This is a genomic window from Allobosea sp. (genome assembly GCF_048595345.1).
Lineage (GTDB): Bacteria > Pseudomonadota > Alphaproteobacteria > Rhizobiales > Beijerinckiaceae > Allobosea.
This window is the reverse complement of sequence record NZ_JBMDWH010000019.1, coordinates 21,670-44,926: the sequence shown is the minus strand read 5'-3', so window position 1 is coordinate 44,926 and position 23,257 is coordinate 21,670. Positions and strand designations below refer to the sequence as shown.

General features: G+C 67.7%; 21 protein-coding genes. 10 read left to right on the top strand and 11 right to left on the bottom strand.

The annotated features are described in order from the left end of the window. Window positions 1–16 precede the first annotated feature (16 nt). The gene (gene tssL / locus ACOJTB_RS02870) at window positions 17–1,567 is read right to left on the bottom strand and encodes a type VI secretion system protein TssL, long form (protein WP_420101007.1); all 1,551 of its coding nucleotides are present in this window, start codon (window positions 1,565–1,567) and stop codon (window positions 17–19) included. After that, window positions 1,564–2,901 (bottom strand): type VI secretion system baseplate subunit TssK, encoded by a 1,338-nt coding sequence (tssK, locus tag ACOJTB_RS02865; protein WP_420101006.1) that lies wholly within the window; start codon window positions 2,899–2,901, stop codon window positions 1,564–1,566. The genes tssL and tssK overlap by 4 nt, the downstream gene beginning before the upstream one ends. A 437-nt stretch (window positions 2,902–3,338) precedes the next feature. On the opposite strand from tssK, the gene ACOJTB_RS02860 reads away from it, so the two are divergent. Together ACOJTB_RS02860 and ACOJTB_RS02855 are read left to right on the top strand one after the other, a co-directional pair. Further along, window positions 3,339–3,899: an invasion associated locus B family protein gene (locus ACOJTB_RS02860; RefSeq protein WP_420101005.1), complete on the top strand. Its 561-nt coding sequence runs from the start codon at window positions 3,339–3,341 to the stop codon at window positions 3,897–3,899. Between the two features lie 181 nt (window positions 3,900–4,080). Continuing rightward, the gene (locus ACOJTB_RS02855) at window positions 4,081–4,629 is read left to right on the top strand and encodes an HdeA/HdeB family chaperone (RefSeq protein ID WP_420101004.1); all 549 of its coding nucleotides are present in this window, start codon (window positions 4,081–4,083) and stop codon (window positions 4,627–4,629) included. Between the two features lie 81 nt (window positions 4,630–4,710). On the opposite strand, the gene ACOJTB_RS02850 is transcribed toward ACOJTB_RS02855, so the two are convergent. Further along, window positions 4,711–7,047: a tetratricopeptide repeat protein gene (locus ACOJTB_RS02850; RefSeq protein ID WP_420101003.1), complete on the bottom strand. Its 2,337-nt coding sequence runs from the start codon at window positions 7,045–7,047 to the stop codon at window positions 4,711–4,713. A gap of 136 nt (window positions 7,048–7,183) precedes the next feature. Between ACOJTB_RS02850 and ACOJTB_RS02845 the strand changes: the two genes are divergently transcribed. From ACOJTB_RS02845 to ACOJTB_RS02825, 5 genes are all read left to right on the top strand, one after another. Further along, a complete protein-coding gene (locus ACOJTB_RS02845) occupies window positions 7,184–7,564 on the top strand; it encodes a hypothetical protein (RefSeq protein ID WP_420101002.1) in 381 nt (126 codons plus the stop codon). Between the two features lie 29 nt (window positions 7,565–7,593). Continuing rightward, window positions 7,594–8,394, top strand: a complete 801-nt coding sequence (locus ACOJTB_RS02840; RefSeq protein ID WP_420101001.1) for a hypothetical protein — start codon at window positions 7,594–7,596, stop codon at window positions 8,392–8,394. Window positions 8,395–8,417: 23 nt separating this feature from the next. After that, complete coding sequence (locus ACOJTB_RS02835; protein ID WP_420101000.1) at window positions 8,418–9,842, top strand: arylsulfatase B; 1,425 nt, start codon at window positions 8,418–8,420, stop codon at window positions 9,840–9,842. 142 nt (window positions 9,843–9,984) lie between these two features. Further along, window positions 9,985–11,010 (top strand): AraC family transcriptional regulator ligand-binding domain-containing protein, encoded by a 1,026-nt coding sequence (locus tag ACOJTB_RS02830; protein ID WP_420100999.1) that lies wholly within the window; start codon window positions 9,985–9,987, stop codon window positions 11,008–11,010. Between the two features lie 37 nt (window positions 11,011–11,047). After that, window positions 11,048–11,521 (top strand): response regulator, encoded by a 474-nt coding sequence (locus tag ACOJTB_RS02825; protein ID WP_420100998.1) that lies wholly within the window; start codon window positions 11,048–11,050, stop codon window positions 11,519–11,521. Here the strand turns inward: ACOJTB_RS02825 and ACOJTB_RS02820 are convergent. The 3 genes from ACOJTB_RS02820 to ppk2 form a co-directional block, all read right to left on the bottom strand. Next, window positions 11,501–12,622 (bottom strand): sensor histidine kinase, encoded by a 1,122-nt coding sequence (locus ACOJTB_RS02820; RefSeq protein ID WP_420100997.1) that lies wholly within the window; start codon window positions 12,620–12,622, stop codon window positions 11,501–11,503. The genes ACOJTB_RS02825 and ACOJTB_RS02820 overlap by 21 nt on opposite strands. Window positions 12,623–12,871: 249 nt before the next feature. Further along, a complete protein-coding gene (locus ACOJTB_RS02815) occupies window positions 12,872–13,171 on the bottom strand; it encodes a DUF982 domain-containing protein (RefSeq protein WP_420100996.1) in 300 nt (99 codons plus the stop codon). A 112-nt stretch (window positions 13,172–13,283) separates the two neighbouring features. Continuing rightward, window positions 13,284–14,180 (bottom strand): polyphosphate kinase 2, encoded by an 897-nt coding sequence (ppk2, locus tag ACOJTB_RS02810; RefSeq protein ID WP_420100995.1) that lies wholly within the window; start codon window positions 14,178–14,180, stop codon window positions 13,284–13,286. 231 nt (window positions 14,181–14,411) lie between these two features. Here ppk2 and ACOJTB_RS02805 point away from each other — a divergent pair, with 231 nt between their 5' ends. After that, window positions 14,412–16,769, top strand: coding sequence for a xanthine dehydrogenase family protein molybdopterin-binding subunit (locus ACOJTB_RS02805; RefSeq protein ID WP_420100994.1), 2,358 nt, complete (start codon window positions 14,412–14,414; stop codon window positions 16,767–16,769). Here the strand turns inward: ACOJTB_RS02805 and ACOJTB_RS02800 are convergent, their stop codons facing one another. The 4 genes from ACOJTB_RS02800 to ACOJTB_RS02785 all read right to left on the bottom strand — a co-directional run bounded on the left by ACOJTB_RS02800 (window position 16,770) and on the right by ACOJTB_RS02785 (window position 20,348). Beyond that, window positions 16,770–18,056, bottom strand: coding sequence for an NAD(P)/FAD-dependent oxidoreductase (locus ACOJTB_RS02800; RefSeq protein ID WP_420100993.1), 1,287 nt, complete (start codon window positions 18,054–18,056; stop codon window positions 16,770–16,772). It lies immediately after the preceding gene. Window positions 18,057–18,058: 2 nt separating this feature from the next. Then, window positions 18,059–18,373: a DUF2934 domain-containing protein gene (locus tag ACOJTB_RS02795; protein ID WP_420100992.1), complete on the bottom strand. Its 315-nt coding sequence runs from the start codon at window positions 18,371–18,373 to the stop codon at window positions 18,059–18,061. Window positions 18,374–18,416: 43 nt separating this feature from the next. After that, a complete protein-coding gene (locus ACOJTB_RS02790) occupies window positions 18,417–19,295 on the bottom strand; it encodes a manganese catalase family protein (RefSeq protein WP_420100991.1) in 879 nt (292 codons plus the stop codon). Window positions 19,296–19,442: 147 nt separating this feature from the next. Continuing rightward, on the bottom strand, window positions 19,443–20,348 hold the full coding sequence (locus tag ACOJTB_RS02785) for a LysR substrate-binding domain-containing protein (RefSeq protein ID WP_420100990.1): 906 nt from the start codon (window positions 20,346–20,348) through the stop codon (window positions 19,443–19,445). Between the two features lie 100 nt (window positions 20,349–20,448). On the opposite strand from ACOJTB_RS02785, the gene ACOJTB_RS02780 reads away from it, so the two are divergent. Next, complete coding sequence (locus ACOJTB_RS02780; protein WP_420100989.1) at window positions 20,449–21,462, top strand: YeiH family protein; 1,014 nt, start codon at window positions 20,449–20,451, stop codon at window positions 21,460–21,462. A gap of 11 nt (window positions 21,463–21,473) precedes the next feature. Here the strand turns inward: ACOJTB_RS02780 and ACOJTB_RS02775 are convergent, their stop codons facing one another. Next, window positions 21,474–21,923, bottom strand: coding sequence for a helix-turn-helix domain-containing protein (locus ACOJTB_RS02775; protein ID WP_420100988.1), 450 nt, complete (start codon window positions 21,921–21,923; stop codon window positions 21,474–21,476). A gap of 69 nt (window positions 21,924–21,992) precedes the next feature. On the opposite strand from ACOJTB_RS02775, the gene ACOJTB_RS02770 reads away from it, so the two are divergent. Next, window positions 21,993–23,225 (top strand): MFS transporter, encoded by a 1,233-nt coding sequence (locus ACOJTB_RS02770; RefSeq protein ID WP_420100987.1) that lies wholly within the window; start codon window positions 21,993–21,995, stop codon window positions 23,223–23,225. Window positions 23,226–23,257 lie beyond the last annotated feature (32 nt).

The following is a 23,257-nucleotide window of genomic DNA, read 5'->3' as shown; positions in this document are numbered from 1 at the left end:
CGCGTCCGGCCCATCTTCATTGTATCGACGCCTTCAAGGTTTCCTCGCGCGGAATGGAAATCTCGACGCGCCGGTTACGGGCCCGCCCCTCGGCGGTCGAATTGGAGGCCAGCGGCATCGAATCGCCCTTGCCTTCGGTCTTCAGCCGGTCCGGCTGCGACAGGCGGGGCTTCAGCGCGGCGGCGACCGCCTTGGCGCGCTCGACCGACAATTCGTAATTGGAGGCGAAGCGCGCCGTCGCAATGCCGACATTGTCGGTGTGGCCGACGACGCGGATCTCGCCGGGCTCGCGCTCCAGTGCCTCGGCGATCTTCTGGGCGATCGGCTCGAAATCCTTGCGGATCGTGGCCTGACCGGAATCGAACAGGGCGAACGAGCCGACGCGGACGATGATCGACTGGCCGCTCTCGACCGGATCGACCTTGTTCTGGGCGATATCGTCCTTCAGCCGCTCGCGGATGCGCTCGAGCTGGGAAGAAACCTTGATCGGCACCGGCGGGGCCGGCACCGCCACGGCCGCGCGCTCGATGCCGAGATCGGTATCGGGGAACATGCGCGACATCTCGGCCGTGACCGTCTCGGTGGTGCCGGACAGGAGGATCCGCAGCGTAACGAAGACACCGAAAAGCGCGGCGGCCGCGACGGCGGCGAGCGCCCAGAGCGGAATGCGGAAGGTCGCCCCCGATTGCGGCAGCGCTTGGCCGCGCCAATGGGGGGAAAGGTCCTCCCGGGAGCGGTTGCGGGTCCGGCGCAGCAGCTCATAAGTGCTGCGCGTGATCTGCTGGAGCGCCGCCTGGCCGCCCTGTTGGGTGCGGTGGATGCCCTGGAAGCCCATGGCGAGGCAGGTGTAGATCAGCTCGAGGAGGTCGTAATTGGCGACCGGATCCTGCTTGGCCTTGTCGAGCTTCTCGAAGAAACGCACGCCACCGACACGCTCCTGAAAGAAGCGGCTGAGCATGCTGTACTGCACCCAGACATGGCGCTCTTCGCTGGGGATGTTCTGGACGATGTCGTCGCAGGTGGCGCAAAGAACGTATTTGGCGTCGTCGGCCGTCGCCGGCGCCACGCTCTCGAGGCGCATGGTCTTGTCGAATTCCTCGATCGCGTCCGCGACCTGCTCCATCAGATTCGCGAAATTCGCGGTCATCAGCGAGGTGCGCAGCCGCCCCAGCAGCAGCAGCAGCGGCCCGGCCGCCTCCAGCAGGAGATTGGCATTGGGCGCGACCGGCACGTCGCGCTTGAGGATCAGGGCGCGCCCCCCCTCCACATGCACGGGGGCGGGCGGCGGAGGCGGCTTGAACCAGGCATCCTGCTGGCCACCCCCGCCCGTCGCGGGAGGAGGGGCATAGCCGCCGGAGCTGTAGGGGCCGGGGCGCGCCGAATAGCTCGATGGCGCGGGCGCCGCATAGGGCTGGGGCTGCTGCGGAGTGGCCCAGCTCGGCGGCGGCTGCTGGGGCGGCGGCGCGGGCGGCGCAGGCTGAGAGGGCGGAGCGGGGCGACGGCCGCCGGGGTTCAACCGCAGCACCGTCTTGTTGGCCTTGTCGAAGGGATCGCCCTGATCGCTCATCGGCGGTCTCCCATCACCGCCCAGAGGTCGAGGCCGAGATCGGGCCAGTCATCGGAGAAGTGCATGCCGATCGCGGCGGCCGTGCTGAATTCCGGCCAGAGCGGCGAGTTGCGATCGAGCAGGAAATAGACATGGTCCGCGATCGCCCGGATCTGCGGCGGCGGCGTCGGCAGGTGAACGAGGCCGATGCCCGGCAGATGGGCATGGACGATCTCGTTCATCTTGGTGTTGGGGCCGATCTTGAACAGATTGGGGAATTGCAGCTGGATTTCGGTCAGTGGGCGGCGGGCCGAGACTTCGAGCACCAGATTGGCGGTGCGGAACAGCGAGCGGTCCTTGATCGTCGAGACATAGGCGTTCGGCGCGCGCTGGATGAGTTCCAGCCGGATGGCGCGGCGCCCGAAGCTGACGGACAGGAACATCTGGATGTCGCGCAGCACAGGCGCGAAGGTCTCCTCCAGATTGTCGTGATCATAGGGCGGATATTCGTTAGCGCGCCGCTCCGGTGAAGCGAAGGTCGCCAGCTCGCCGACGAATTTCAGCAGCTCGACATAGAGCCGCTCGGGATGGAGATAGCGCGAGCGGCGGAAATGTTTCAGCGGCTGGGTGTAGCGGTTGAGCAGTTGCAGGACGAAATAGTCCACGCTCTGGAGGCCGCTGCCGGCGGAGGGGTCTGCGGCATAGCGTGCGAGCTCGCCGACCTTATTGTCGATCCAGCCGATGACCCGGTCCATCCAGCCGTCGACGACCGCATGGGCCGAGCAGAGCAGCACCGGCGGCGCGTATTGATCGTCAAGAATCAGGGATTTGTCGCGGATTTCGAGGATCCGCGCGATGCCGATACAGACGAAGCCCGGCTTCGGGGTCTTGCGCAGCTCCAGTGTCAGCCGCGGGAAGGCGATGTCGATCTCCTCCTCGATCCGCAAGGCGGCGGTCGAATCGATGAAGGTCTCGACGGTTCCGACATAGCGGGTGGCGCCCTCCTCGCCGGGCTCGGCGATCTCGCGCGAATTGGGCGTCGCCATGGGCATGCACAGCCAGGCCATCAGCTTGGCGGCGTTGTCAGGCACCTCGATCGGCGCAGGCAGCGGCCCGTCGACCGGAAGGTCGAAGGGCGTGCCATCCGGCAGGAGACCGCTGGCACGGCGCAGGCCGAACTTGCCTTGCGCCGCGAGGTCGCGGTCGATCTCAAGCGCCGAGAAGCCCCATGGATAGGGCGTCACCGCACGGGTCCGCGCCTCCACGAGCCGCTCGTGATACCGGTCGCTCTGCTGGAGATGGTGAGGCCTGAGGAACAGCCCCTCCTTCCAAAATACTTTATTGTGCCAAGGCATTGGATTGGAGACTGCCCGTTGACCCGCGCTCGCGCCCATCATGCCGGAAAGCACGTCGGCGGCAAGCGGTAAGCCTTACCCATGGGAGAGACCGGAGTCATGCCCCTTTCCCGAGGAGGCTGCCGCCGCGCTCCCGCACCCGCCTTCGTCGACCAGGGCGTTCCGCCTCGCCATAATCCGGAATTGTGACAGCTCTTGCCGGTGACGGCTCCCGCCCTCCCGCGCCATGCGGCGGCAATGGCGTCTCCCGCCTGCCGCCGGAACGCTCCGGGCGACGGGCAGGCTTCGGCTTTTTCGAGAAGCGGACTCCACTTTTCGGTTCGATGCGTTAGGAGAGGCCTGCCCGACGGGTCGCTTCGCGAGAGGCTCCCCATCGGGCGCAGCACCCTTCGGGCATCGCCGCATCCCGCGCGGCGACAGGAGTAAGGTCAAGCGCGATGCGTTTCAATCTGGCAGCCATCCTGCTCGTTTCGGCGCTCGGCGTGTCCGACGCGGGGGCACAGTCGACCCGCCAACTCGCACAAACCGCTCCGGCTCAACCGAACACGCCCGAGCGGACGGCCGCGACCTATGGCGACTGGGTGCTGCGCTGCGACCAGGCCGCTGCCGGGCGGGTCTGCGAGATCAGCCAGACGATCCAGGCCCAGCTCCCGAACGGGCAGACGGCGGCGGTCGCCCAAATCGCCATGGGCCGCCTGCAGAAGAGCGAGCCCCTGCGGGTGACCGTGGTGATTCCGCCGAACGTCACGCTGACGGCACCGGTGAAGTTCTCGCCCGAGGACAAGGATGGCGCGCCGACGATCGACCTCAGCTGGCAGCGCTGCCTGGCGCAGGGCTGCTTCGCCAGCGCGACCCTCAACGAAGACATGCTGAAGCGCTTGCGCGCCCGCACCGAGCCCGGCCGCCTGCAGGTCAAGGACGGCCAGAATCGGGACGTCAACCTCGCCTTCTCGACGCGCGGCTTCGCGGCGGCGCTGGCAGCCCTGCCGAACGACTGAGCAGAACGACTGGCAAAGACGGCACCTGCGGGACCGATCACGGCGTCGCGGGCCGGCCGAAGGCGATTGTCCTCGCCGCGATGGCGCCAGGCGGAGCGGCTGGCACGAAATGGCAAGCGCAGCGGATGATGGTGCCGCTACGCGGTTCGGGTGGCGACATTTGTCGAAGGACACCCTCCATATGACCTTGAAGTTCTTTAGCGGCGCCGCGGCGCTGGCGACCGCGATTCTGCTCTCCTCGGCAGCCCCCGCGCAGGTGCGCTACGATATGAGCAAGGCGACCTGCTCGGATTACGAAGCGATGCCCCCCGGCGGCCGGCGCGATTTCGCAGCGTGGATGAGCGGCTGGTACAGCGGCAAAGCGGGCCGGACCGAGATCAACCTGCAAGTTTACCACGCCAATATCAGCACCATGCAGAAATGGTGCGCCTCGAATCGCTCGGCGTCGGTGATGTCGCTGATCGAGGCCGCCTCCCGCAATGGCAAGCCGACGGCCGGCGGGCCGGCTTCGATCGACGTGGCGGCGATCTCCTGCGGCGATTTCCTCGGCACGGACCCGGAAGCGCAGCTCATCGTCAGCGCCTGGGGCGCGGGCTATGCGGCGGCCGGCAAGGACCTCACCGTGATCGACGCCAAGGGCTTCGCGCGCCAGGAAAAGGCGGTGCTTGCCGCCTGCGCCAAGAACAAGAAGGCGACCCTGCTCGACACCATCGGCAAGAGCTGGAAGTAGCATCGCGGTCGCCGCGCGCCCTGACGCGGCGCGCGGCGATGATTCGGCGGCGGGGCCGGGCTCAGGCCTTCCGGCCCCGGCTCAGGGCGTGAGGCGCCCTGCCAGATCGCGGAAGCGCTGATCGTCCGGGCGAAGCGCTACCAGCCGGCGGACCCATTCGGCCGCCCCCGCCCTGTCGCGGCGCTGCATCGCCTCCTGAAGCTGCACGGTCGCCAGATCGACATCCGCGGGGTGTCGCAGGGCGGCCTCTCTCAGGATGCGGGACGCCTCCTCCGGCTGGCCGAGCGAGCGCAGCGCGACCCCGTAGACGAAGGCGAAGCGGGCATTGCCGGGCTCGGCCCGAGCCGCCCGCGCCAGTGCCTCCAGCGCCTCCTGCGGCCGCTTCTGCCGGATGAGCGAGAGGCCCAGCGCATGCTGCGCGGCGCTGGAGGCCGGATCGCACGCGACTGCGGCGCGCAAAACCTGTTCCGCATCGCCTTCCCGTCCGGATCGGCGATAGAGATCGGCGAGCTGGGCCGCGATGGCGCCGGCAGCGGGATCGAGCGCCAGCGCGGCACGATATTCGGTTTCCGCCTCGGAGCCGCGCCCCTGTTTCAGGCGCAGCAGGGCCCGATTGGCGCGGGTCTCCGGCCGGTCGAGATCGATGGCGAAAGCCGCTTCCTGCTCGGCCAGCGCGCCCAGGCGTGCCTCGGCCTGCGCCGGGGTGAGGTCGTCCGCCGGCCAGTCCGCGAGCAGGAAGGCGGCCGCGATGCGCACGAGGCGGACCGGATCGCTCAGAAGCGGCAGCGCCGCCCGGCGCCGTGCGCGATCCGAGCCCTCAAGCGCGCGCAAGGCGGCGGCGCGCACGAGCGGGTCGGTATCGGAAAGTCCGGCATCGGTCGCAGCGATGCTCGCCGCAGCGGGCCAGGCAGCGAGCTCGTCGATCGCCGTGGCCCGCGCCAACGCCGGCGCCGCGCCATCGACCGCCAGGCGCTGCAGGGACGCGCGGGCGGCCGGATCGCCGCCGCGCGAGCGGTGAAAGGCTTCGGCGTAGGTCTGGAAGCCCTTTCGCACCGGCCCGTGCCAGCGCTCCACGGCCTCGGCCGCCCAGGTCGCCGGCTTGTCGGCATGGCAGGCGCCGCATGTGTTCGGCACGCCGAAAGCGGCGGTGAGATCGGGGCGCGGAATGCGGAAGGAATGGTCGTGGCGCCGGTCGATCTGCATATAGGTCCGGGCCGGCATATGGCAGCCGATGCAATCCGGGGCATCCGGGCCGGGCGCGTGCCCGGTATGGGCGACGGCGGCGAAGCGCTCGGGCTGATGGCACTGGCCGCAGACCGCCGATCCGTCCGCCCTCAGCTTGCCCGAATGCGGCTGGTGACAATCGCTGCAGACCACGCCTTTGGCGTACATCAGGCTCTGCTTGAAGGCGTGGTCGTTGAAGACCTCGTCCTTCATCTGGCCGTCATCCTCGAACAGGCCGGCCGCCAGCGGCACCGGGCTATGGGTGTCGGCGATCGGGCGGCCGGGGCGCCAGTCCGAGCCGATCTGGCCGCGCCGCGAATGGCAGCGCGCGCAGGTCTCGACCTCGTCGCCGGCGGGGCGGGCGACGCCCGCGGCCGGACTGCCCGTGCGCGGATCCGGCGTCCAGTCGGCAGCGGGCCGGGAGGCCGCGACCGAGGCGAAGCCCTTCAGGGGCGCGGCGCGATCGGCGCCCGACTTCGCCCAGGCGAGATGGCTGCCGGCGGGGCCGTGGCACGCCTCGCAGCCGACGCCAAGCTCCGACCAGCGTGTGCGGAAGCTGTCGGAAGCGGGCTGATAGCCCTTGCTCAGATCGGTGGTGTGGCACTCGGCGCACATATGGTTCCAGTTCTGCTGGAGCCGCGTCCAGTACCGGCTGTCCGATGGCGCGATCGGCTCCTCGCCATAGACCAGGAACCAGCGCTGCCCGCCCTCGGCAGCGGGCCGCGTATCCCAGGCGAAGGGCAGGGTCTGGATGCGCCCGTCCGGGAAGGTCACGAGATATTGCTGCAGCGGCTCCCAGCCGAGGCTGTAGTCGATCGTGAAGGCGGCGAGCCCGCCGTCGGCGCCGGGCAACTCGACCCGGTAAGCCTCTCCCTCCCGGAATAACCTCGCCGTCATGCCGGCCTGCTCGACCGATCGGCCGGAGAAATCGCCGCGCATGGTCGCTGGCCTGGCATGGTCCATGGCGTGGGCGTGATGAGAGCCGGCCCAGTCGGCCGTTTGAGCGGCATGGCAACCAGCGCAGGACGCCGAGCCGACAAAGGCCGGGGACTCCGCGCCATGAGCCGGAACGGGACCGGCACCGCCCGATTTCAGCCAGGCGGTCGCGACGAAGACGCAGGCGACGAATCCGATCCAGCCGGACCAGAATCGCCATTCCCGCCATGAGCCGATCTGCGTCATCGCTCTGGCCATAGCATCGCGCCGGCCTGGCGTCGCCTTGCGTCACCGCCGATGCGCGCGACCGGTTTTGGCGCGAAATGGCAAGTGCGCCGGACCCGCACTCGTTAAGCATCACGTCTCTCGACTGCCCCAGAGCACAGCCCGATCCATGACGTTCCTTTTCCGACCCCGGCCCAGCCACGCCGCCCTGCTCGCCGCCGCGACCTTTCTGAGTTTCGGCGCGGGCGCCCTCGATGCGGCGCAGGCGGCCACGCGCGTCTATCCGCAACACCGGGCGGTGCGCCACGCGCCGCATCGAAGCGTCCACCATCACCGCACCGTTGTCGTCGCTCCGGTGCGGCCGGTGCCGGCGGTGCGTCCCTGGTATTGGGGGCGGGTCGTCGCCGGCGTGACGATCGGCACCGTCATTGCCGTCACGGCGGTCAACAGCGTGCCCAAGGCGCCTTCGCCGGAGCTGTGCTGGTTCTGGTCCGATTCCAGCAAGACGCGGGGCTACTGGAACTATTGCGTCGCCCCCAAGCAGCCCTGATGCGCCCCCTTTCGACAAGGTTTGCCCTTATGCACCCTTTCTCCAAGCGCCTGCGCGCCGCCGCCCTCGCGCTGTCCGCACTGCTGCCGGCCGCTTTCGCCCACGCGTCGGATCTGCCGTCCAACAAGCGGGAGCCCGCCCCGCCGTTGCCGGCCCTGCCGAGCCTCACCTTCAGAGCCTCGGCCTATCTCTGGGCGACCGGCCTCGAAGGGCGGCTGCGGACGCTGCCGCCGCTGCCGGCTGCCAAGGTCTCGATCGGCTTCGACGAGGTGATGAAGCACTTCGACGGCGGCATCATGGGCGCCGGCGAGCTGAAATATGATCGTTGGCTCGTGTTCTTCGATGTCCTGGCCTCGAAGATCTCGCCCAACAAGACGATCTTCCCGGCCGGCTATCCCGCCGGGGTAAAGGTCGACAGCGGCTCCTTCGTCGGGCTGGCGGCCGGCGGCTACCGGCTGATCGACGATCCGGCCTACAGCCTCGACGCCTTCGCCGGCGTGCGCGGCTTCGCGATGAAGAACACCCTGCGCGTGCAGCTGATGCCGGCCACCCTCAAGCTGGCCGAGAGCGAGCAATGGGCGGACGGCGTCGTCGGCGCCCGGCTGAAGGTCAACCTGACCAAGTCCCTCTACGCCACCACGATCGGCTTCGTCGGCAAGGGCGGCTCCCGCTACGAATGGGATGTGTTCGGCGGCCTCGGCTACGCCTTCACCGACAAGATCTCCGCCTTCGCCGGCTACCGCGCCATGAAGGTCGACTATCGCAGCGGCAACTTCATCTACAACGCGCTGCAGCAGGGCCCCGTGCTCGGCGTCAACGCCAGCTTCTGACCACATCGACAGGACAAGCCCCGATGTTCAGCACCCTTCGTTCAGCCTGCGTCGCGCTGGCGCTGCTCGCTCCGGCGGCGGCGATGGCCCAGTCGGCTCAGAAGCCCAACATTCTCTACATCGTCGCCGACGATCTCGGCTGGAACGATGTCGGCTTCCGCAGCAAGGATCTTTCCACGCCGACCATCGACCAGCTGGCCAATGACGGCGCGGTGCTCGACCAATTCTACGTCCAGCCGATGTGCACCCCCACCCGCGCGGCGCTGATGACCGGGCGCTATCCGATGCGCTACGGGCTGCAAAGCTTCGTCATCCTGCCCGAGCAGACCTATGGCATCCCGCTCGACGAGAAGCTGCTGCCGCAGGTCCTCAAGGAGGCGGGCTACGACACCGCGATCATCGGCAAATGGCATCTTGGCCATGCCGATACCAAGCTCTGGCCCCGTCAGCGGGGCTTCGATTACCAGTATGGCGCCCTGATCGGCGAGATCGACTACTTCACGCACAAGGTTCACGGCACCACCGACTGGTACCGCAACAACAAAAAGCTCGACGAGCCGGGCTATGTCACGACGCTGCTCGGCAAGGACGCGGTGCGCTACATCGAAAAGCACGACGCGAAGAAGCCGATGTTCATGTATCTGGCCTTCACCGCGCCGCACACGCCGTTCCAGGCGCCGAAGGAGTATATCGACCGCTTCAAGTCGATCCCGGATGCGAACCGCCGGACCTATGCCGCGATGATCGCCGCCATGGACGATCAGATCGCGGCCGTGCTCAAGGCCCTCGACAAGAAGGGCATGCGCAACAACACCATCATCGTCTTCCACAGCGACAATGGCGGCGTGAAATCGGCCACCTTCGCCGGCCAGATCGCGACCAGTGGCGATTTTCCCGCCAATAACGGGGTCTATCGCGAGGGCAAGGGCTCGCTCTACGAAGGCGGCACCCGTGCCGCGGCGCTGGTGAACTGGCCCGGCCGGATCAAGCCGGGCAAGGTCGATCAGCCGATGCATGTCGTCGACATGATGCCGACGCTGGTGAAGCAGGCCGGCGCGAGCCTTTCGGGCACCAAGCCGCTCGACGGCATGGATGTTTGGCCGACCCTGAGCCAGGGCGCCCCTTCGCCGCGCAAAGAGATCGTCTACAATATCGAGATGTTCCGCGGTGCGGTTCGCCAAGGTGACTGGAAGCTGTTCTGGCGCACCACCCTGCCTGCCAAGGTCGAGCTCTACGATCTCGCCAAGGATCCGGGCGAGACGAAGAACCTCGCTGCCGAGAACCAGCCAGTGGTCGCCGAGCTGCAGAAGCGCATCGACGATCTCGCCAAGCAGATGGCGCCGTCGCTCTTCTTCCAGGCGACGTTCAAATCCTATATGGGCCGCCACGTCCCGGGCCCCGTCTTCCCCAGCCCCAACGACGACGCCTTCTTCTCTCAAGGAGATTGAGGCGCGCCCGAGCGCCGGGCACAGGTTTCGGCCAGCCGAAACTCGTTGCGTCCGGCGGCGAAATCATCAATCTAACGGCCTGCCCCTTCGTCATGCGAAGCGGCAGGCTTTTTTTTGCGACGGCATGGGCGGGGGGAGCCATATGTCACGCGCTGCGGCACGGGCGACTCTCCTGCATATGCTGCCGGGCTATCTGGCCGGCGCGGGCGTCGAGCCGGAGACGATCCTGCGACAAGCGGGCCTGTCTGTCGACGACGTCGAGAGGGGCACCGTCGTCAGGCGGTCCCAGATCCATCACGCTTTGGAATTATCGGCGCGCTGCGTCGGCAGTGCCGAGCTGGGCCTGGCACTTGGCGCCACCGCGCAGCCGGATCTGCTGGGCGCGATCGGATCCGCCATGACGGCGGGCGCGACGGCTGAGGCCTGCCTCCAGACCCAGATTGCTCTCATGCCGGCGATGCAGTCCCATGCCGTGATCACCTTGAAGAAACAGGGCGACGAGGCGATCTGGACCCACCGGCTGCACGGGGACGACGAGCGCGCTTGGCTGCTCTATGAGGGAGCGGCGTCCTTCAACGTCCATATGCTGCGGCATCTGCTTGGCCCGGACTGGGCGCCCGTGCGGGTGATCTTCCCGCACCGGTGCAGAAGTCTCGTCAACCGTTATGAAGACCATTTTCAGGCGCCGGTCTACTTCGGCGACTGTGACGAGGCCCGCATTCATATCAAGCGGCACGAATTGTCGCTGCCACTGCGCCACTACGCCGCCAGGGCGGTGCAGCCGCTGCGCGCCCATGCCGGCGAGATCGCGGAACTGCGGCAGGAGGACGGGTCGATCGAGCTTGCGATCTCCCGGATGATCGAGGCCAGCCTGCCGCTGCGACCGATCACGCTCGCCATGTCGGCCCGTGTGCTCGGCCTCTCGGCGCGGACTGTGCAGAGGCGCCTGGAAGATCGCGGAACCGCCTTCGAAATGCTCCTCGACGAGCAGCGCCACCGGCTGGCGACTGCGTGGCTCGGCTCGCGCGAGGAGGCCAATGTCACCGATTTGGCGATGGCACTGGGCTATTCCGACACGGCCCATTTCAACCGCGCCTTCCGCCGCTGGGAAGGCCAGTCCCCGTCGAGCTTCCGGCGGCGTCGGCTCGGCCAGACCGCGAACGATTGACCAGCCCGGCCAGTGGGCTGCGCGCGATCGGGCGAGGATGGAACAAGATGCCGTTTCGGCCGTTGAGCCGGACGAAGTCTGGATATCCAATCGCATGATGACGGCCCGTGTTCTGATCGTCGAAGACGAGATGCTTGTTGCGATGGATATGGAAGCCTTGATCGAGGATCTCGGTTTCGAACCCATCGGCATCGCTGCGGATCGGCGTGACGCCATGCGCCTTGCGGGGCTCGCCCCCGATGTCGCCCTCGTCGACCTGAACCTGCGCGACGGATTGACCGGGCCCGGGATCGGCCGCGATCTCGCTGCACGAGGCGTGCAGGTGGTGTTCGTGACGGCCAATCCCCGCGAGCTGAAGGGCGGCATCAACGGCACGCTCGGTGTCTGCGAAAAGCCCATCGACGACGGCACGATCGCATCCGTGCTCGGCTTTGCGATCGCACGGCGTGAAGGGCGCAACCTGCCGCCGCCTCCCGGTTTCTCGCCGTTCTCAGGCGTTCCCGCGCACTAGATTCGCCAGGGGCACACTCACCGTCACCCGCAAGCCATCCGGCTCCCAGGCGCGCGACAGCTGGCCTGCCAGCTGGTTGCGCACGCTCACTTCGGCGAGGCGGGTGCCGAAGCCGGTATGGGACGGCTCCTTCGTCACCGGCGGTCCACCCTTTTCCTTCCACTCCACGATCGCGTCGGGACCTTCGACCGCCATCGTCACGGCGACCTCGCCCCCTTCCTGGGAGAGAGAGCCGTATTTCGCCGCGTTGGTCGCCAGTTCGTGGAACAGCAGCGCGAAGGCCGTCGCGCCCTTGTCGTCAATCGGGATCTCGGGGCCGGAAATCCGAATGCGGCCCTCGTCCATCGCGGGATAGGGCTTGAACAGATCGTAGGCCATGCCTGCGAGGGTCGTGCGGCCCACTGTGGGGCGCGATTGCTCGCTGTGTGGCCTGACGAACTCATGCGCGCGGCCGAGCGCGGCGATGCGCTCGCGCAGCGCCGCGGCGAAGGCCTTCGCTTCCGGCGCCTGCCGCGCCGACAGGCCGATCAGACCCGCGATAACCGCGAAGATGTTCTTGATGCGGTGGGCGAGCTCGCGGCTCAGCAGTTCGTTCTGCTCGGCGGCGCGCTTGGCGTCATCGATGTCGGTGCAGGTTCCGATCCAGCGCGTGATGCGCCCGGCCTCGTCGCGCACCGGCAGGGCGCGGCCCAGCGTCCAGCGATAGGTGCCGTTGTGATGGCGCAAACGATATTCGATCTCGTAGGGTTCACCGGTCTCGAGGCTGTGACGCCAGCGCGCCCAAGCCGCCTCCTGGTCCTCGGGATGGAACATGTTGTTCCAGCCCTCGCCATCGGTGGAGCCCGCCGGCACGCCGGTGAACTCGTACCAGCGCGCGTTATAGTAGTCGTGAAATCCGTCCGGCCGTGTCGACCAGACCATTTGCGGCATGGCATCGGTCAGGACGCGCAGCAAATGCGGATTGTCATCGAAGATTTGGTGGGAGATCGGCAACGGCACTCGTTCCAGACAAGAGGTTCGCAGCGCCAAAAACGGGTCGGACGCAGATGATTCGACAAGGTCGTCCCGGCCCACCATAGCGGGACGACGTTTTTGCTCCATGTTAAAAGACACGGTTCGCTCTTAGAGCGTGCTGATTTCGCGTGGAACCACGACGTCATCCCGGACAAGCCGCTACAGCGGCGCCGATCCGGGATCCATCGTCAAGCTCCGAAGCCTTTCGATGGATCCCGGGGCAAGCCCGGGATGACGGCGGGGTTCCGCGAAAACTCAGCAGGCTCTAGGGGCGCTCAGCGCGCAAACCGTCGCCCGCCCCGCTTTCGGGCCGGCGCTTCAGCGCTGTGTCGGTGCTCAGGCGCGCCCGTGTGAACCGGCCTGCCGAGCCGCAAAGGCAGCGATGTCGGGTGCCAGCAGATCGTGCCGCTCGGCCCAAGACGCGAACAGGCCTCTGGCGGTTTCGGTTTCGATATCGCCCCGCACGGCCCCCAAGCAGGCGCGGGCGGTGAAGGCGTGTGCCGCGTCGCGGCGATCCTGCGGCCAGTCGGCGAGGAACATATACGCCTCCATCGCCGAGGACACCGCAGTGGGATGACCCAGGCCCGTCAGGATGACGACGGGACGCTCGAATTCATCGGAAGGGATCGGTGCCATAGCCATATCCTCTCGAAGCACATGGATCCGGATTCGGCGGCGCCATGCCGCGCCAGACCGATTTTGGTGGCCGGGCGCGATTTTCAAGGGGGCGGAGGGGCGTGAGGGACGCTCAGTAGCGCTCCGGCACATACATCTCCGGCGGAACCGGATGACGCAGATAATCCGGATTGCGCACGCGCGCCGGCAGGACGATCTCCTGCTTGGGCACGTCCTCATAGGGGATCTGCTCAAGCAGATGCGCGATCATGTTCAGCCGCGCGCGCTTCTTGTCCACGGCCTGGACGACCCACCAGGGCGCGAACTCCTTATGGGTCCGCTCGATCATTTCTTCCTTGGCGCGGGTGTAATCCTCCCAGTGGACGCGGCTTTCCAGGTCCATCGGCGAGAGCTTCCACTGCTTGAGCGGATCCTCGATCCGCAACCGGACGCGGAACTCCAGCTCCTCGTCGGTGATCGAGAACCAGTATTTCAGCAGGATGATGCCGGAGCGGACGAGCATATGCTCGAAATCCGGCACCGAGCGAAAGAATTCCTCCAGCTCCTCGTCATTGCAGAAGCCCATCACGCGCTCGACGCCGGCGCGGTTGTACCAGGAGCGGTCGAAGAGAACCATTTCACCGGCGCTGGGCAGATGCTGCACATAGCGCTGGAAATACCATTGATGGCGCTCGCGCTCGGTCGGCGCCGGAAGGGCGACGACGCGGCAGACGCGCGGATTGAGCCGCTGGGTGACGCGCTTGATCGCGCCGCCCTTGCCAGCCGAATCGCGCCCCTCGAACAGGACGACGACCTTCAGCTTCTTGTGCTGCACCCAGTCCTGCAGCCGCACCAGTTCGTGCTGGAGGCGGAACAGCTCGCGGAAATAGATGCGCCGGTCGATCCGCGGTCCGCCCGGAGCGGGCCCCTCTCCCGCCAGTTCGTCGACGCGCTCCTCCTCCAACTGGAGCTCCAGCTCCTCGTCGAAGGAATCGCTGATCTCTTCCTTGATCCGCTCGAGATCGTTCATCGCAGGGTCCGTCCTCATCTGAGCCCCGCGCCTGACGTTGCGCGAGGGCGCGGCACCATGACGAGGCGCCATGACGGAACGATGAACCGCCGCCTCCCAACGTCAAGATCGGCCGCATCTATCCCCTGTTCCTCCCCGCTCCCCGCCGCGGAGAAGGCTGCGATGCGCCGAGCGCACAGCGCGGGCGCGCAAGTTGGGCCATGCTGCGCCGCTCACGACCAGTGGTGACCCATGACCAGGCCCCTCTCCCCTTCCCAGACCCGCGCCACGCCGATCGGCATCGGCCAGAGCCTGCCGCGGCGGGAGGACGCCACGCTCGTCAGAGGCGCCGGCAGCTACACGGATGATCTGGCGCTGGAGGGCCAGCTTCACGCCGCCTTCGTCCGGAGCCCCCATGCGCATGGTCATCTGCGCGGCGTGGACCTCTCGGCGGCGCGGGCGATGAAGGGCGTCGTCGCCGCCTATACCGCGGAGGATCTCGCGGGAGAGGGCTATGGCTCGCTGAAATGCATCGTCGATCTGCCGAATGCCGACGGCACGCCGATGAAGCGGCCGGCTCGTCATGCGCTGACCTCCGGCAAGGTGCGCTATGTCGGCGACCCGGTCGCGATGGTGGTCGCCCGCAGCGCCGTGCAGGCGCGCGACGCGGCCGAGGCGGTGATGCTGGACATCGAAACGCTGCCGGCCGTCACCTCCGCCGAGGACGCGCTGGAGCCGGGCGCGCCGCAGCTTTTCGACGATGTGCCCGGAAATCTGATCCTCGATTTCCATTCCGGCGATGCGCAGAAAGTGGCGGCGGCGTTCGCGGGGGCCGCGCATGTCACGCGGCTGCGCATCGTCAACAACCGCATCGTCGTCAATCCGATCGAGCCGCGCGCGGCGATCGGAGCCTACGACGCCAAATCCCGGCGCTATACACTGCATGCGCCGAGCCAGGGCGCCTTCGGACTGCGCAACAGCCTGGCGGCGGCCATGGGCGTCGGGCCGGAGCGGATGCGGCTGCTGACCGGCCATGTCGGCGGCTCCTTCGGGATGAAATCGGCGGTCTTTCCCGAATATGTCGTGCTGCTGCACGCCGCCCGCCTGCTGAGGCGACCGGTCCGATGGACCGACCAGCGCTCGGAGAGCTTCGTCTCCGATCATCACGGACGGGACATGGTGTTCGAGGCGGAGCTGGCGCTCGACAAGCGCGGCCGTTTCCTCGCCACGCGCTTCACCGGCTTCGGCAATATGGGCGCCTATCTTTCGCCGGTGGGGCCGATGATGGCGACCACCAATATCGGCAAGAACAGCGTCGGCATGTATCGCACGCCGCTGGTCGAGGTGCGCACCCGCTGCGTCGTCACCAACACCACGCCCATCGCGGCCTATCGCGGCGCCGGGCGCCCGGAAGGCAATTATTTCATGGAAAGGCTGATCGACGCGGCCGCCCTGGAGATGGGAATCGACAGGGTCGAGCTCAGACGCCGCAATCTCGTGAAGCCAGCCGAACTGCCGTGGAAGACACCGGTCGGCACCGTCTACGACAGCGGCGATTTCCCCGGCCTGCTCACCAAGGCGCTCGAGGCCGCCGACTGGAAGGGCTATCCGGCGCGGCAGCGCCAGAGCGCCAAAGCCGGCAAGCTGCGCGGGCGCGGCATCGGCTGCTATCTCGAGGTCACGGCGCCGCCGAGCAACGAAATGGGCGGCATCCATTTCGAGGCCGATGGCGGCGTCACCCTCGTCACGGGCACGCTGGATTACGGACAGGGCCACTGGACGCCTTTTGCGCAGATCCTCACCAGCCAGCTCGGCGTGCCCTTCGACAAGATCCGCCTCGTGCAGGGCGACAGCGACCGCCTGATCGCAGGTGGCGGCACGGGCGGCTCCAAATCCGTGATGGCGAGCGGCTCGGCGATCATCGAGGCCAGCGAGCTGGTGATCGAAAAGGGAAGGCTGGCCGCAGCGCATCTGCTGGAGGCGAGCCCGGACGACATCGAATTCGCCGCCGGGCGTTTCGCCATCGCCGGCACCGACCGCGGCATCGACATCATGGAGCTGGCCGCGCGGCTGCGCGGTGGCGCGGCGCTGCCCGAGGGCGTTCCCGCCAGCCTCGATATCGACCATGTCTTCAAGGCCGCGCCCTCGGCCTATCCCAATGGCTGCCATATCGCGGAGGTCGAAATCGATCCGCAGACAGGCGCGGTGGAGATTGTCCGCTATGTCAACGTCAACGACTTCGGGCAGTTGGTGAACCCGATGCTGGTCGAGGGCCAGCTCCATGGCGGCATCGTGCAGGGCATCGGCCAGGCGCTGGGCGAGCAGACGCGCTATGACGAGGCGGGCCAGCCCATGACCGGCTCCTTCATGGATTATGCGCTGCCGCGCGCCGCCGACGTGCCGTTCTTCTCCTTCGTCAGCCACAGCGTGCCGACTGCGACCAACCGCGTCGGGGCCAAGGGCTGCGGCGAGGCCGGCTGCGCCGGATCGCTGCCCTCCGTGATGAATGCCGTGGTCGATGCGCTGTCGCCGCTGGGCGTGCGCCATGTCGATATGCCGGCCACAGCGCAGACGATCTGGAGGCTGCTGCAGGACCGGAACGCCGCCTGATCAGCCGCCGGGGGGCGGCTCGTCGCGCTCCCGCGTGATCAGCCGCGCCCCGCGCTGACCGGTGAGATAGCGCGCGAGCCATTGGGTCGCGACCAGGAGGCGCCGCTCGAATCCTGCCAGAAGATAGATATGGACGAAGGCCCAGAGCAGCCAGGCGAGCCTGCCCTTCATCCGCCGGCCGCGACCGAAGTCGAAGATCGCAGCGTTGCGGCCGATGATGGCGGTGTTGCCGCGGTTGCGGAAAGCGAAGGCGGGCACCGCGCCCTGACCGGAGAGTTCGTGGGCGAGCGCCCGGCCAAGGAACTCGCCCTGCTGCTTGGCCACCTGCGCGAGCGCCGGCAGCGGCAGGCCGTCCCGCCCCTCCAGCAGAGCGATATCGCCGATCGCGAAGATGCTGCGCCCGAAGCCCGGCACCGCGAGATCCGCCTCGACGGGGATGCGCCCGCCCCGTCCGGCGGCGACGCCCGGGAGCCAGACCGCCGCTTCCGCCGCCCGGGTCCCCGCGCCCCAGATCACCGTCCGCGCCGGCAATCGCTCGCCTGCCACGACGACCCCCTCGGCATCGATGCGCTCGACGGCGGTCTTCAACCTGACATCGATGCCGAGCCGCGCCAGTCGCTCTCCGGCATAGCGCGTCAGCGGCTCGGGAAAGGTGGACAGCAAGCGCTCGCCCGCCTCGATCAGTATGATGCGGCTCAGCCGCGTGTCGATGGCGCGGAAGTCTCGTCGTAGCGAGTGGCGGACGAGTTCGGCCAGCGCGCCGGCCATCTCGACGCCCGTCGGACCGCCGCCGACGACCACGAAGGTCATCAGCGCGCTGCGTCGCTGCGGCTCGGTCACGGTTTCCGCTTCCTCGAGCGCGCCGAGCACCCGGGCGCGAATGGCGGTGGCATCCGGCAGATCCCTCGGACAGGGCGCATGAGCTGCCCATTCGGCATGGCCGAAATAGTTGCAGACGGATCCTGTCGCCAGGACCAGGCGGCCGTAGCGGACCCGCCGCCCATCCGCGAGGACGACCTCATGGGCGACCGTATCGAGCGTCTCGACCGCGCCGAGTTCGACGCGCACGCTGGGATAGCGTCGGAGAAGCCGACGGATCGGCTGGGCGATGTCGGCCGGCGAAAGCGCGGCGGTCGCGACCTGATAGAGCAGCGGCACGAAGAGATGGTAGTTGTGCCGGTCGATCAACACGGTCTCGACCCCCGCCGCGCCCAGCGCCTTCGCGCAGGCGAGGCCAGCGAACCCGCCGCCGATGATCACGACGGGGCCGGGCTTCGACCCCGCCATCGTCATTGCCGGCGCGCCGGGCGGCGGGGCGCCTGCGTGGCCCCCTCCTGGTCGCCGAGGGCGGTCGGGATCGACTGGTTCTCGATGGCCAGTGCCGGCTCGCCATCCGGCACGGGAGCGAGGGCCGGCTCGTCCGGGGCGCCCGCAGGCGCCGGCTGTCGGCCGGGCGCTGCGCCGTCAGGGTCGGGTCTCGCGGCCCAGATCTCCTGGGCTGCGGCCCAGTGGCGCGTCTCCTGCCCCTCGGGCCGACCCTCCTGCTCCCAAAGGGAGTAGGCGATATCGCGGATCCCCGTTTCACGGTCGTCGGGCGAAGCCATGCTTACCTCCTGCGGTCGAGCGGCGAGGATTGGAAGGGGCGCATCAAAGATTTCTCTCGATCGCGCCTTCGATGGTGCCAAGCACGCCGGTTCGGCCGGAGCGCGCACTCTGGATGGACTGGCCCCCACCGTCGGGACGCGCCGGAGCCAGCATCGGCTCCTCGCCCAGCGGCTCGGAGATGCGGGCGCCGAATTCGCCCTTGCCGTCCATGCTGGGCCCGTTCGTCCAGCGACCCTCCGGGATCGCGCCGTCCCGCCTGTGGCCGAAATAGGCATAGGAAAACTCGGTCTTCTCCTGCTCCTGCGGGAAGCTGTCGGGGATCGGGAGATTAGCCGCGCCGCCCATATCCTCGATCGCAGCGAGCCATTGCTGCTGATGCATGGTGTCGCGCGCGATCAGGAAGGCCAGCATGTCCTTCATGCCGGGATCCTGCGTCATTTTGTGCAGTCGAACGGCGAGCACCCGGCCGGAGCTCTCCGCCGCGACATTGGCATACATGTCGGCTGCAAGATTGCCGCTGGCATAGACATGCGAGGTATCGAAGGGCACCCCATTGGCATCGGCCGGCAGCGCGGCGAGGCCGGTGGACAGCAGATGGCGGAAATCCATGCCGTTCATCACCGAGCCGGCGACCGCGTCGGCCGCCGCATCCTCCTGCATCGACAGCGGCGCGCCTTCGAGGTTCAGCGCGACGGCCGTCGCCAGCATCTCGATATGCCCCAGCTCCTCTGTCGCGGTGTTGAGCAGCATGTCGCGGTATTTGGCCGGGCCGCGGGCTCCAAACGCCTGGAACATGTATTGGAGGCAGACGCGGATCTCGCCCTCGACACCCCCGATCGCCTGCTGGAGGGCACGGGCGAACACCGGGTCGGGCGTCTCGACGCGGACGGGGTATTGCAGGCGGCCATCGGTGTAGAACATCGGATCTGTCCTCGCAGTGAGGTGACGCCGGGCGCGATCGACACGCCGGCGGATGCAAGGCCAACCGAAGGGCGACTCCATCCGTTCCCCGTGAGGGGGCAAGGTACGCTGGCGTGCTGTCTCAGCGTGGCCGCCTGCGCCAGCCGCTCAAGCCCGAGCGCCGGGCTCGTCGCGGCAGATGGCAGAAAACGCGCGTGCGAGACCCGACAAGGGCCGCTGTGCATGGTGCAGCAGCACGAAATCGCGCGGCGGCAGCGGCACGTCCAGCAAGGCGAGATCGCCGCGCGCGAGGAAAGGGGCGACCACTGTCTCCGACAGCGCCGTGGCGCAATTCGCCCCGGTGCGGACGGCGGTGAGCACCGCCTCGTTCGACGGCAGGGTCAGCGCCACGCGCAGGCGCGACGGATCGATGCCGAGCGCGCGCAGCCCGTCCTCAAACATCGCGCGCGTGCCGGAGCCCGATTCCCGCAGGATCCAGTCCAGCGCCGGCAGCACCTCCTGCCAGGCGCGGGACTGCGGATCGTGGGCGGCCTCGACCGTCTTGGGCATCACCACGACCAGCCTGTCGCGGGCAATGGGCATGGCCGTCAGGTGCGGCTCCTCGATCGCCCCCTCGACGAAGCCGAGCTCGGCCGATCCCTCCCCGACCGCGCGGGCCACGGTCGCGCTGTTGCCGACGCGCAGATCGATGTCCACCCGCGCAAAGCGGCGCCGGAATGCTGCCAGCCGGGCCGGAAGCCAGTAATTGGCGATGGTCTGGCTGGCATGGACCACGAGGTCACCGCGATCGAGCGTGCCGAGTTCACCCAGGGCCGCTTCGGCAAGGCGCGCCTGGGCAAGCGTGGCGCGGGCGATCGGCAGGAAATGCTGCCCTGCCGCCGACAAGGCGATGCCGCGCCCCATGCGGTGGAAGAGCTGCACCTGATAGCGCGCCTCCAGGGTGCGTACCGCCGTGCTGACCGCCGAGGGCGACAGATGCAGCGCCTGCGCCGCCCGGGTGAGATGGGCACGCTCGGCGACGGCAATGAAGGCGGCGAGCTGTTCCAGCGTCACAGGACCGTTTCCTTAAGCCACATGGATCATGCCATTTTATGCGATGGATTGAAACGATGAAGGAGATTATTCTCTATTCGACTCCTGAAAGAGACCAACCATGTCATCCTTTGCCGCCTTGCGAACGATCGTGCCCGGCCTTGCGGCCGCGATCGGCGTGACCTTGCTGGCCTTCGCCGTCGAGCGGCTGGAAGCTGTGCTTTTCGGTTATCCATGGGTTGATGCGCTGGTGCTGGCTATCCTCATCGGCGTGGCGGGAAATTCTTTGTTTGGAATGCCGAAAGCGGCCGTAGCCGGCGTCAAATTCGCGTCGAAGACGCTGCTCGAATGGGCCATCGTGCTGCTCGGCGCCTCGATCAGCTTCGCGACGATCGCGCATTCCGGCCTGTTCATGGTGGCCAGCGTGGTGGCGATCGTCGTGCTATCGCTGCTGTTCAGCTATGGCATCGCGCGGCTGCTGGGTTTGCCGAGCCAGCTGGCGGTGCTGGTCGCCTGCGGCAACTCGATCTGCGGCAACTCGGCCATCGTCGCCACCGCGCCCGCCATCGGCGCTCGGGCGGACGACGTCGCGGCGGCGATCTCCTTTACAGCGGCACTCGGCATCATGGTCGTGCTGCTGCTGCCCTCGCTGGTGCCTCTGCTCGGCCTCAGCGACTGGCAATACGGCGTGCTCGCGGGCATGACCGTCTATGCGGTGCCGCAGGTCTTGGCCGCGACGGTGCCGGTCAGCGCCGCGAGCACGCAGATCGGCACCATCGTGAAGCTGTTGCGGGTGCTGATGCTCGGGCCCGTGGTGCTGGCACTCGGGTTGATCCACGGCCGTCAGGGCGGCGCCAAGCCGAAGCTTTCCAGCCTCGTGCCCTGGTTCATCCTGGGCTTCCTCGGCATGATGGTGCTGCGCTCGCTGGGGCTCATCCCGGCCGAAGCGCTGAAGCCGATCGCCACCGCCACTTCGCTCCTGACCATCGTCTCGATGGCGGCGCTCGGCCTCTCGGTCAATCTGCGCACGGTGCTCGCTGCCGGCGGCCGGGTGCTGGCCGCGGGCGCGCTGTCGATCGCGGTGCTCGGCGCGTTGGCTGCGATCGTGCTGGTTCTGTCGCCCGCGATGCCATGAGGCCGGCTTCGTCACGTCTCTGGCGGCGCCCGACGCGCCATCGGCTGACGCCGGGACTGTCCGGCTGAGTCGCGCGGGACCGCCTCGTCAAGAAGTCGGCGAAAGGTCGGACACTCGAGATGCGACGGTGCAGGGCATTCCGCGACGTGCCTCAAAGTATCGCGCAACGCCGCCAATTCGGCGATCTGCCGATCGATCGCGTCTGCCTTCTGACGAAACAATGGCCGTGGCAGCGCGGGCGCGCCCTCGGGGCCGAACATGGCGGCGATTTCGTCGAGGGAAAACCCGGCCATCCGCCCCAGCGAGATCAGCTTCAGCTGCAGCAGCACATGCGGCTCGAACTGCCTGCGCAAGCCACGGCGGGATGTCGAGGCGATCAGGCCGATTTCCTCATAATAGCGCAGAGCCGACGGCTTGATCCCGGTCGCGGCCGAAACCTCCCCAATATCCAGCCATTTCATGCTTGACCTCAAGCCGACTTGAATTCGTAGCCTGCTCCCGAACCGTCATTTCGGCAAGAGGACAGGCTGATGAAAGTCATTCCCCCACCCCGCATCACCGTCGAGACGGGCTGTGTCGCAGCCTCTCTGGCCGTCTCGATGCTTCTGGCCTCTCTTGGCACCAGCATCGCCAACATCGCTCTGCCAGCCTTGGCCCGGGGCCTGTCGGGATCGCTTTCGGAAGTGCGTTGGGTCATCGTGGCCTATCTCGCTGGCTTGACGGTCTCGACGCTCGCTGCCGGTCAGTTGGGCGACCGCTACGGGCTGCGACGCATTCTGGTGGCCGGCCTGATGCTGTTCGCAGCGGCCTCGCTGGCCAGCGGTCTTGCCAGCGATCTTCCGAGCCTCGTCGGCGCGCGAATGGTGCAAGGCATCGGAGCGGCCGCGATGGTGACACTTCCATTGGCTTTGACGCGGGAGATGGCAGGGGAAGCCCGGCTCGGCCGCGCCATGGGTCTGCTGGGCGCGGTTTCAGCCATCGGCACGGCTTTAGGCCCGCCGCTCGGCGGGGCCATCGTCGCGATCAGCGGCTGGCGCGGCGTGTTCCTGGTGCTGGTCCCGGTCGCGGCCGCAGCATCGCTGCTCGCCATCGCGTCGCTCCCGGCAGACGGCCCGCGAACGCGAGGGACGTCTTGCTGTTCCGTGATCAAGGTCGACGCCCCGATCATGACGAACCTTGTCGTTAACCTGATGGTCGCGACCGTCATGATGACGACGCTGGTCGTGGGACCGTTTCATCTCGCATCGGGCCTCGGCCTGACGGAGCCTCAGGCAGGCCTCGTGATGGCGGTGGGACCGCTGATTTCGATCGCCGCCGGCGTTCCAGCCGGAAAGCTCGTCGATGCCCGGGGAACGAAATCGACCCTGCGATGGGGCCTCACCGGGCTCGCGGCCGGTGCTTTTCTGATGGCGCTGGCTGCTATCGCCGGTCATGTGGCAGCTTATCTTTGCGCCGTCGCCGTTCTGACACCGGGATATCAGCTCTTCCAAGCCGCCAACAACATGTCGACGCTGGCTGGCGTCGCCCAGGAACGCCGAGGCACCGTCTCCGGACTTCTCGGCTTGTCGCGGAATCTCGGTCTGATCGCAGGTGCTTCGGTCATGGCCAGCTTGTTTGCCTTCAGCTCCGGTGCGAGCCATGCAGCCGAGGTGGCACCGGAGGCGGTCCGCTGGGGCGCGGCAGCGACCTTTGCATTAGCCGGAGGGCTGATGGCGGTCGCGTTGATGATCGTCATGGCCGCCAGACCAGAGCCCGGGCGCTGACACAGCCTTCGTTGGCTCCCTCGCAACAACAA

Coding starts and splice junctions, on each gene's coding strand:
- tssL (WP_420101007.1), bottom strand. CDS start 1,567: ATGAGCGATCAGGGCGATCCCTTCGACAAGGCCAACAAGACGGTGCTG.
- tssK (WP_420101006.1), bottom strand. CDS start 2,901: ATGCCTTGGCACAATAAAGTATTTTGGAAGGAGGGGCTGTTCCTCAGG.
- ACOJTB_RS02860 (WP_420101005.1), top strand. CDS start 3,339: ATGCGTTTCAATCTGGCAGCCATCCTGCTCGTTTCGGCGCTCGGCGTG.
- ACOJTB_RS02855 (WP_420101004.1), top strand. CDS start 4,081: ATGACCTTGAAGTTCTTTAGCGGCGCCGCGGCGCTGGCGACCGCGATT.
- ACOJTB_RS02850 (WP_420101003.1), bottom strand. CDS start 7,047: ATGGCCAGAGCGATGACGCAGATCGGCTCATGGCGGGAATGGCGATTC.
- ACOJTB_RS02845 (WP_420101002.1), top strand. CDS start 7,184: ATGACGTTCCTTTTCCGACCCCGGCCCAGCCACGCCGCCCTGCTCGCC.
- ACOJTB_RS02840 (WP_420101001.1), top strand. CDS start 7,594: ATGCACCCTTTCTCCAAGCGCCTGCGCGCCGCCGCCCTCGCGCTGTCC.
- ACOJTB_RS02835 (WP_420101000.1), top strand. CDS start 8,418: ATGTTCAGCACCCTTCGTTCAGCCTGCGTCGCGCTGGCGCTGCTCGCT.
- ACOJTB_RS02830 (WP_420100999.1), top strand. CDS start 9,985: ATGTCACGCGCTGCGGCACGGGCGACTCTCCTGCATATGCTGCCGGGC.
- ACOJTB_RS02825 (WP_420100998.1), top strand. CDS start 11,048: ATGGAACAAGATGCCGTTTCGGCCGTTGAGCCGGACGAAGTCTGGATA.
- ACOJTB_RS02820 (WP_420100997.1), bottom strand. CDS start 12,622: ATGGAGCAAAAACGTCGTCCCGCTATGGTGGGCCGGGACGACCTTGTC.
- ACOJTB_RS02815 (WP_420100996.1), bottom strand. CDS start 13,171: ATGGCACCGATCCCTTCCGATGAATTCGAGCGTCCCGTCGTCATCCTG.
- ppk2 (WP_420100995.1), bottom strand. CDS start 14,180: ATGAACGATCTCGAGCGGATCAAGGAAGAGATCAGCGATTCCTTCGAC.
- ACOJTB_RS02805 (WP_420100994.1), top strand. CDS start 14,412: ATGACCAGGCCCCTCTCCCCTTCCCAGACCCGCGCCACGCCGATCGGC.
- ACOJTB_RS02800 (WP_420100993.1), bottom strand. CDS start 18,056: ATGGCGGGGTCGAAGCCCGGCCCCGTCGTGATCATCGGCGGCGGGTTC.
- ACOJTB_RS02795 (WP_420100992.1), bottom strand. CDS start 18,373: ATGGCTTCGCCCGACGACCGTGAAACGGGGATCCGCGATATCGCCTAC.
- ACOJTB_RS02790 (WP_420100991.1), bottom strand. CDS start 19,295: ATGTTCTACACCGATGGCCGCCTGCAATACCCCGTCCGCGTCGAGACG.
- ACOJTB_RS02780 (WP_420100989.1), top strand. CDS start 20,449: ATGTCATCCTTTGCCGCCTTGCGAACGATCGTGCCCGGCCTTGCGGCC.
- ACOJTB_RS02775 (WP_420100988.1), bottom strand. CDS start 21,923: ATGAAATGGCTGGATATTGGGGAGGTTTCGGCCGCGACCGGGATCAAG.
- ACOJTB_RS02770 (WP_420100987.1), top strand. CDS start 21,993: ATGAAAGTCATTCCCCCACCCCGCATCACCGTCGAGACGGGCTGTGTC.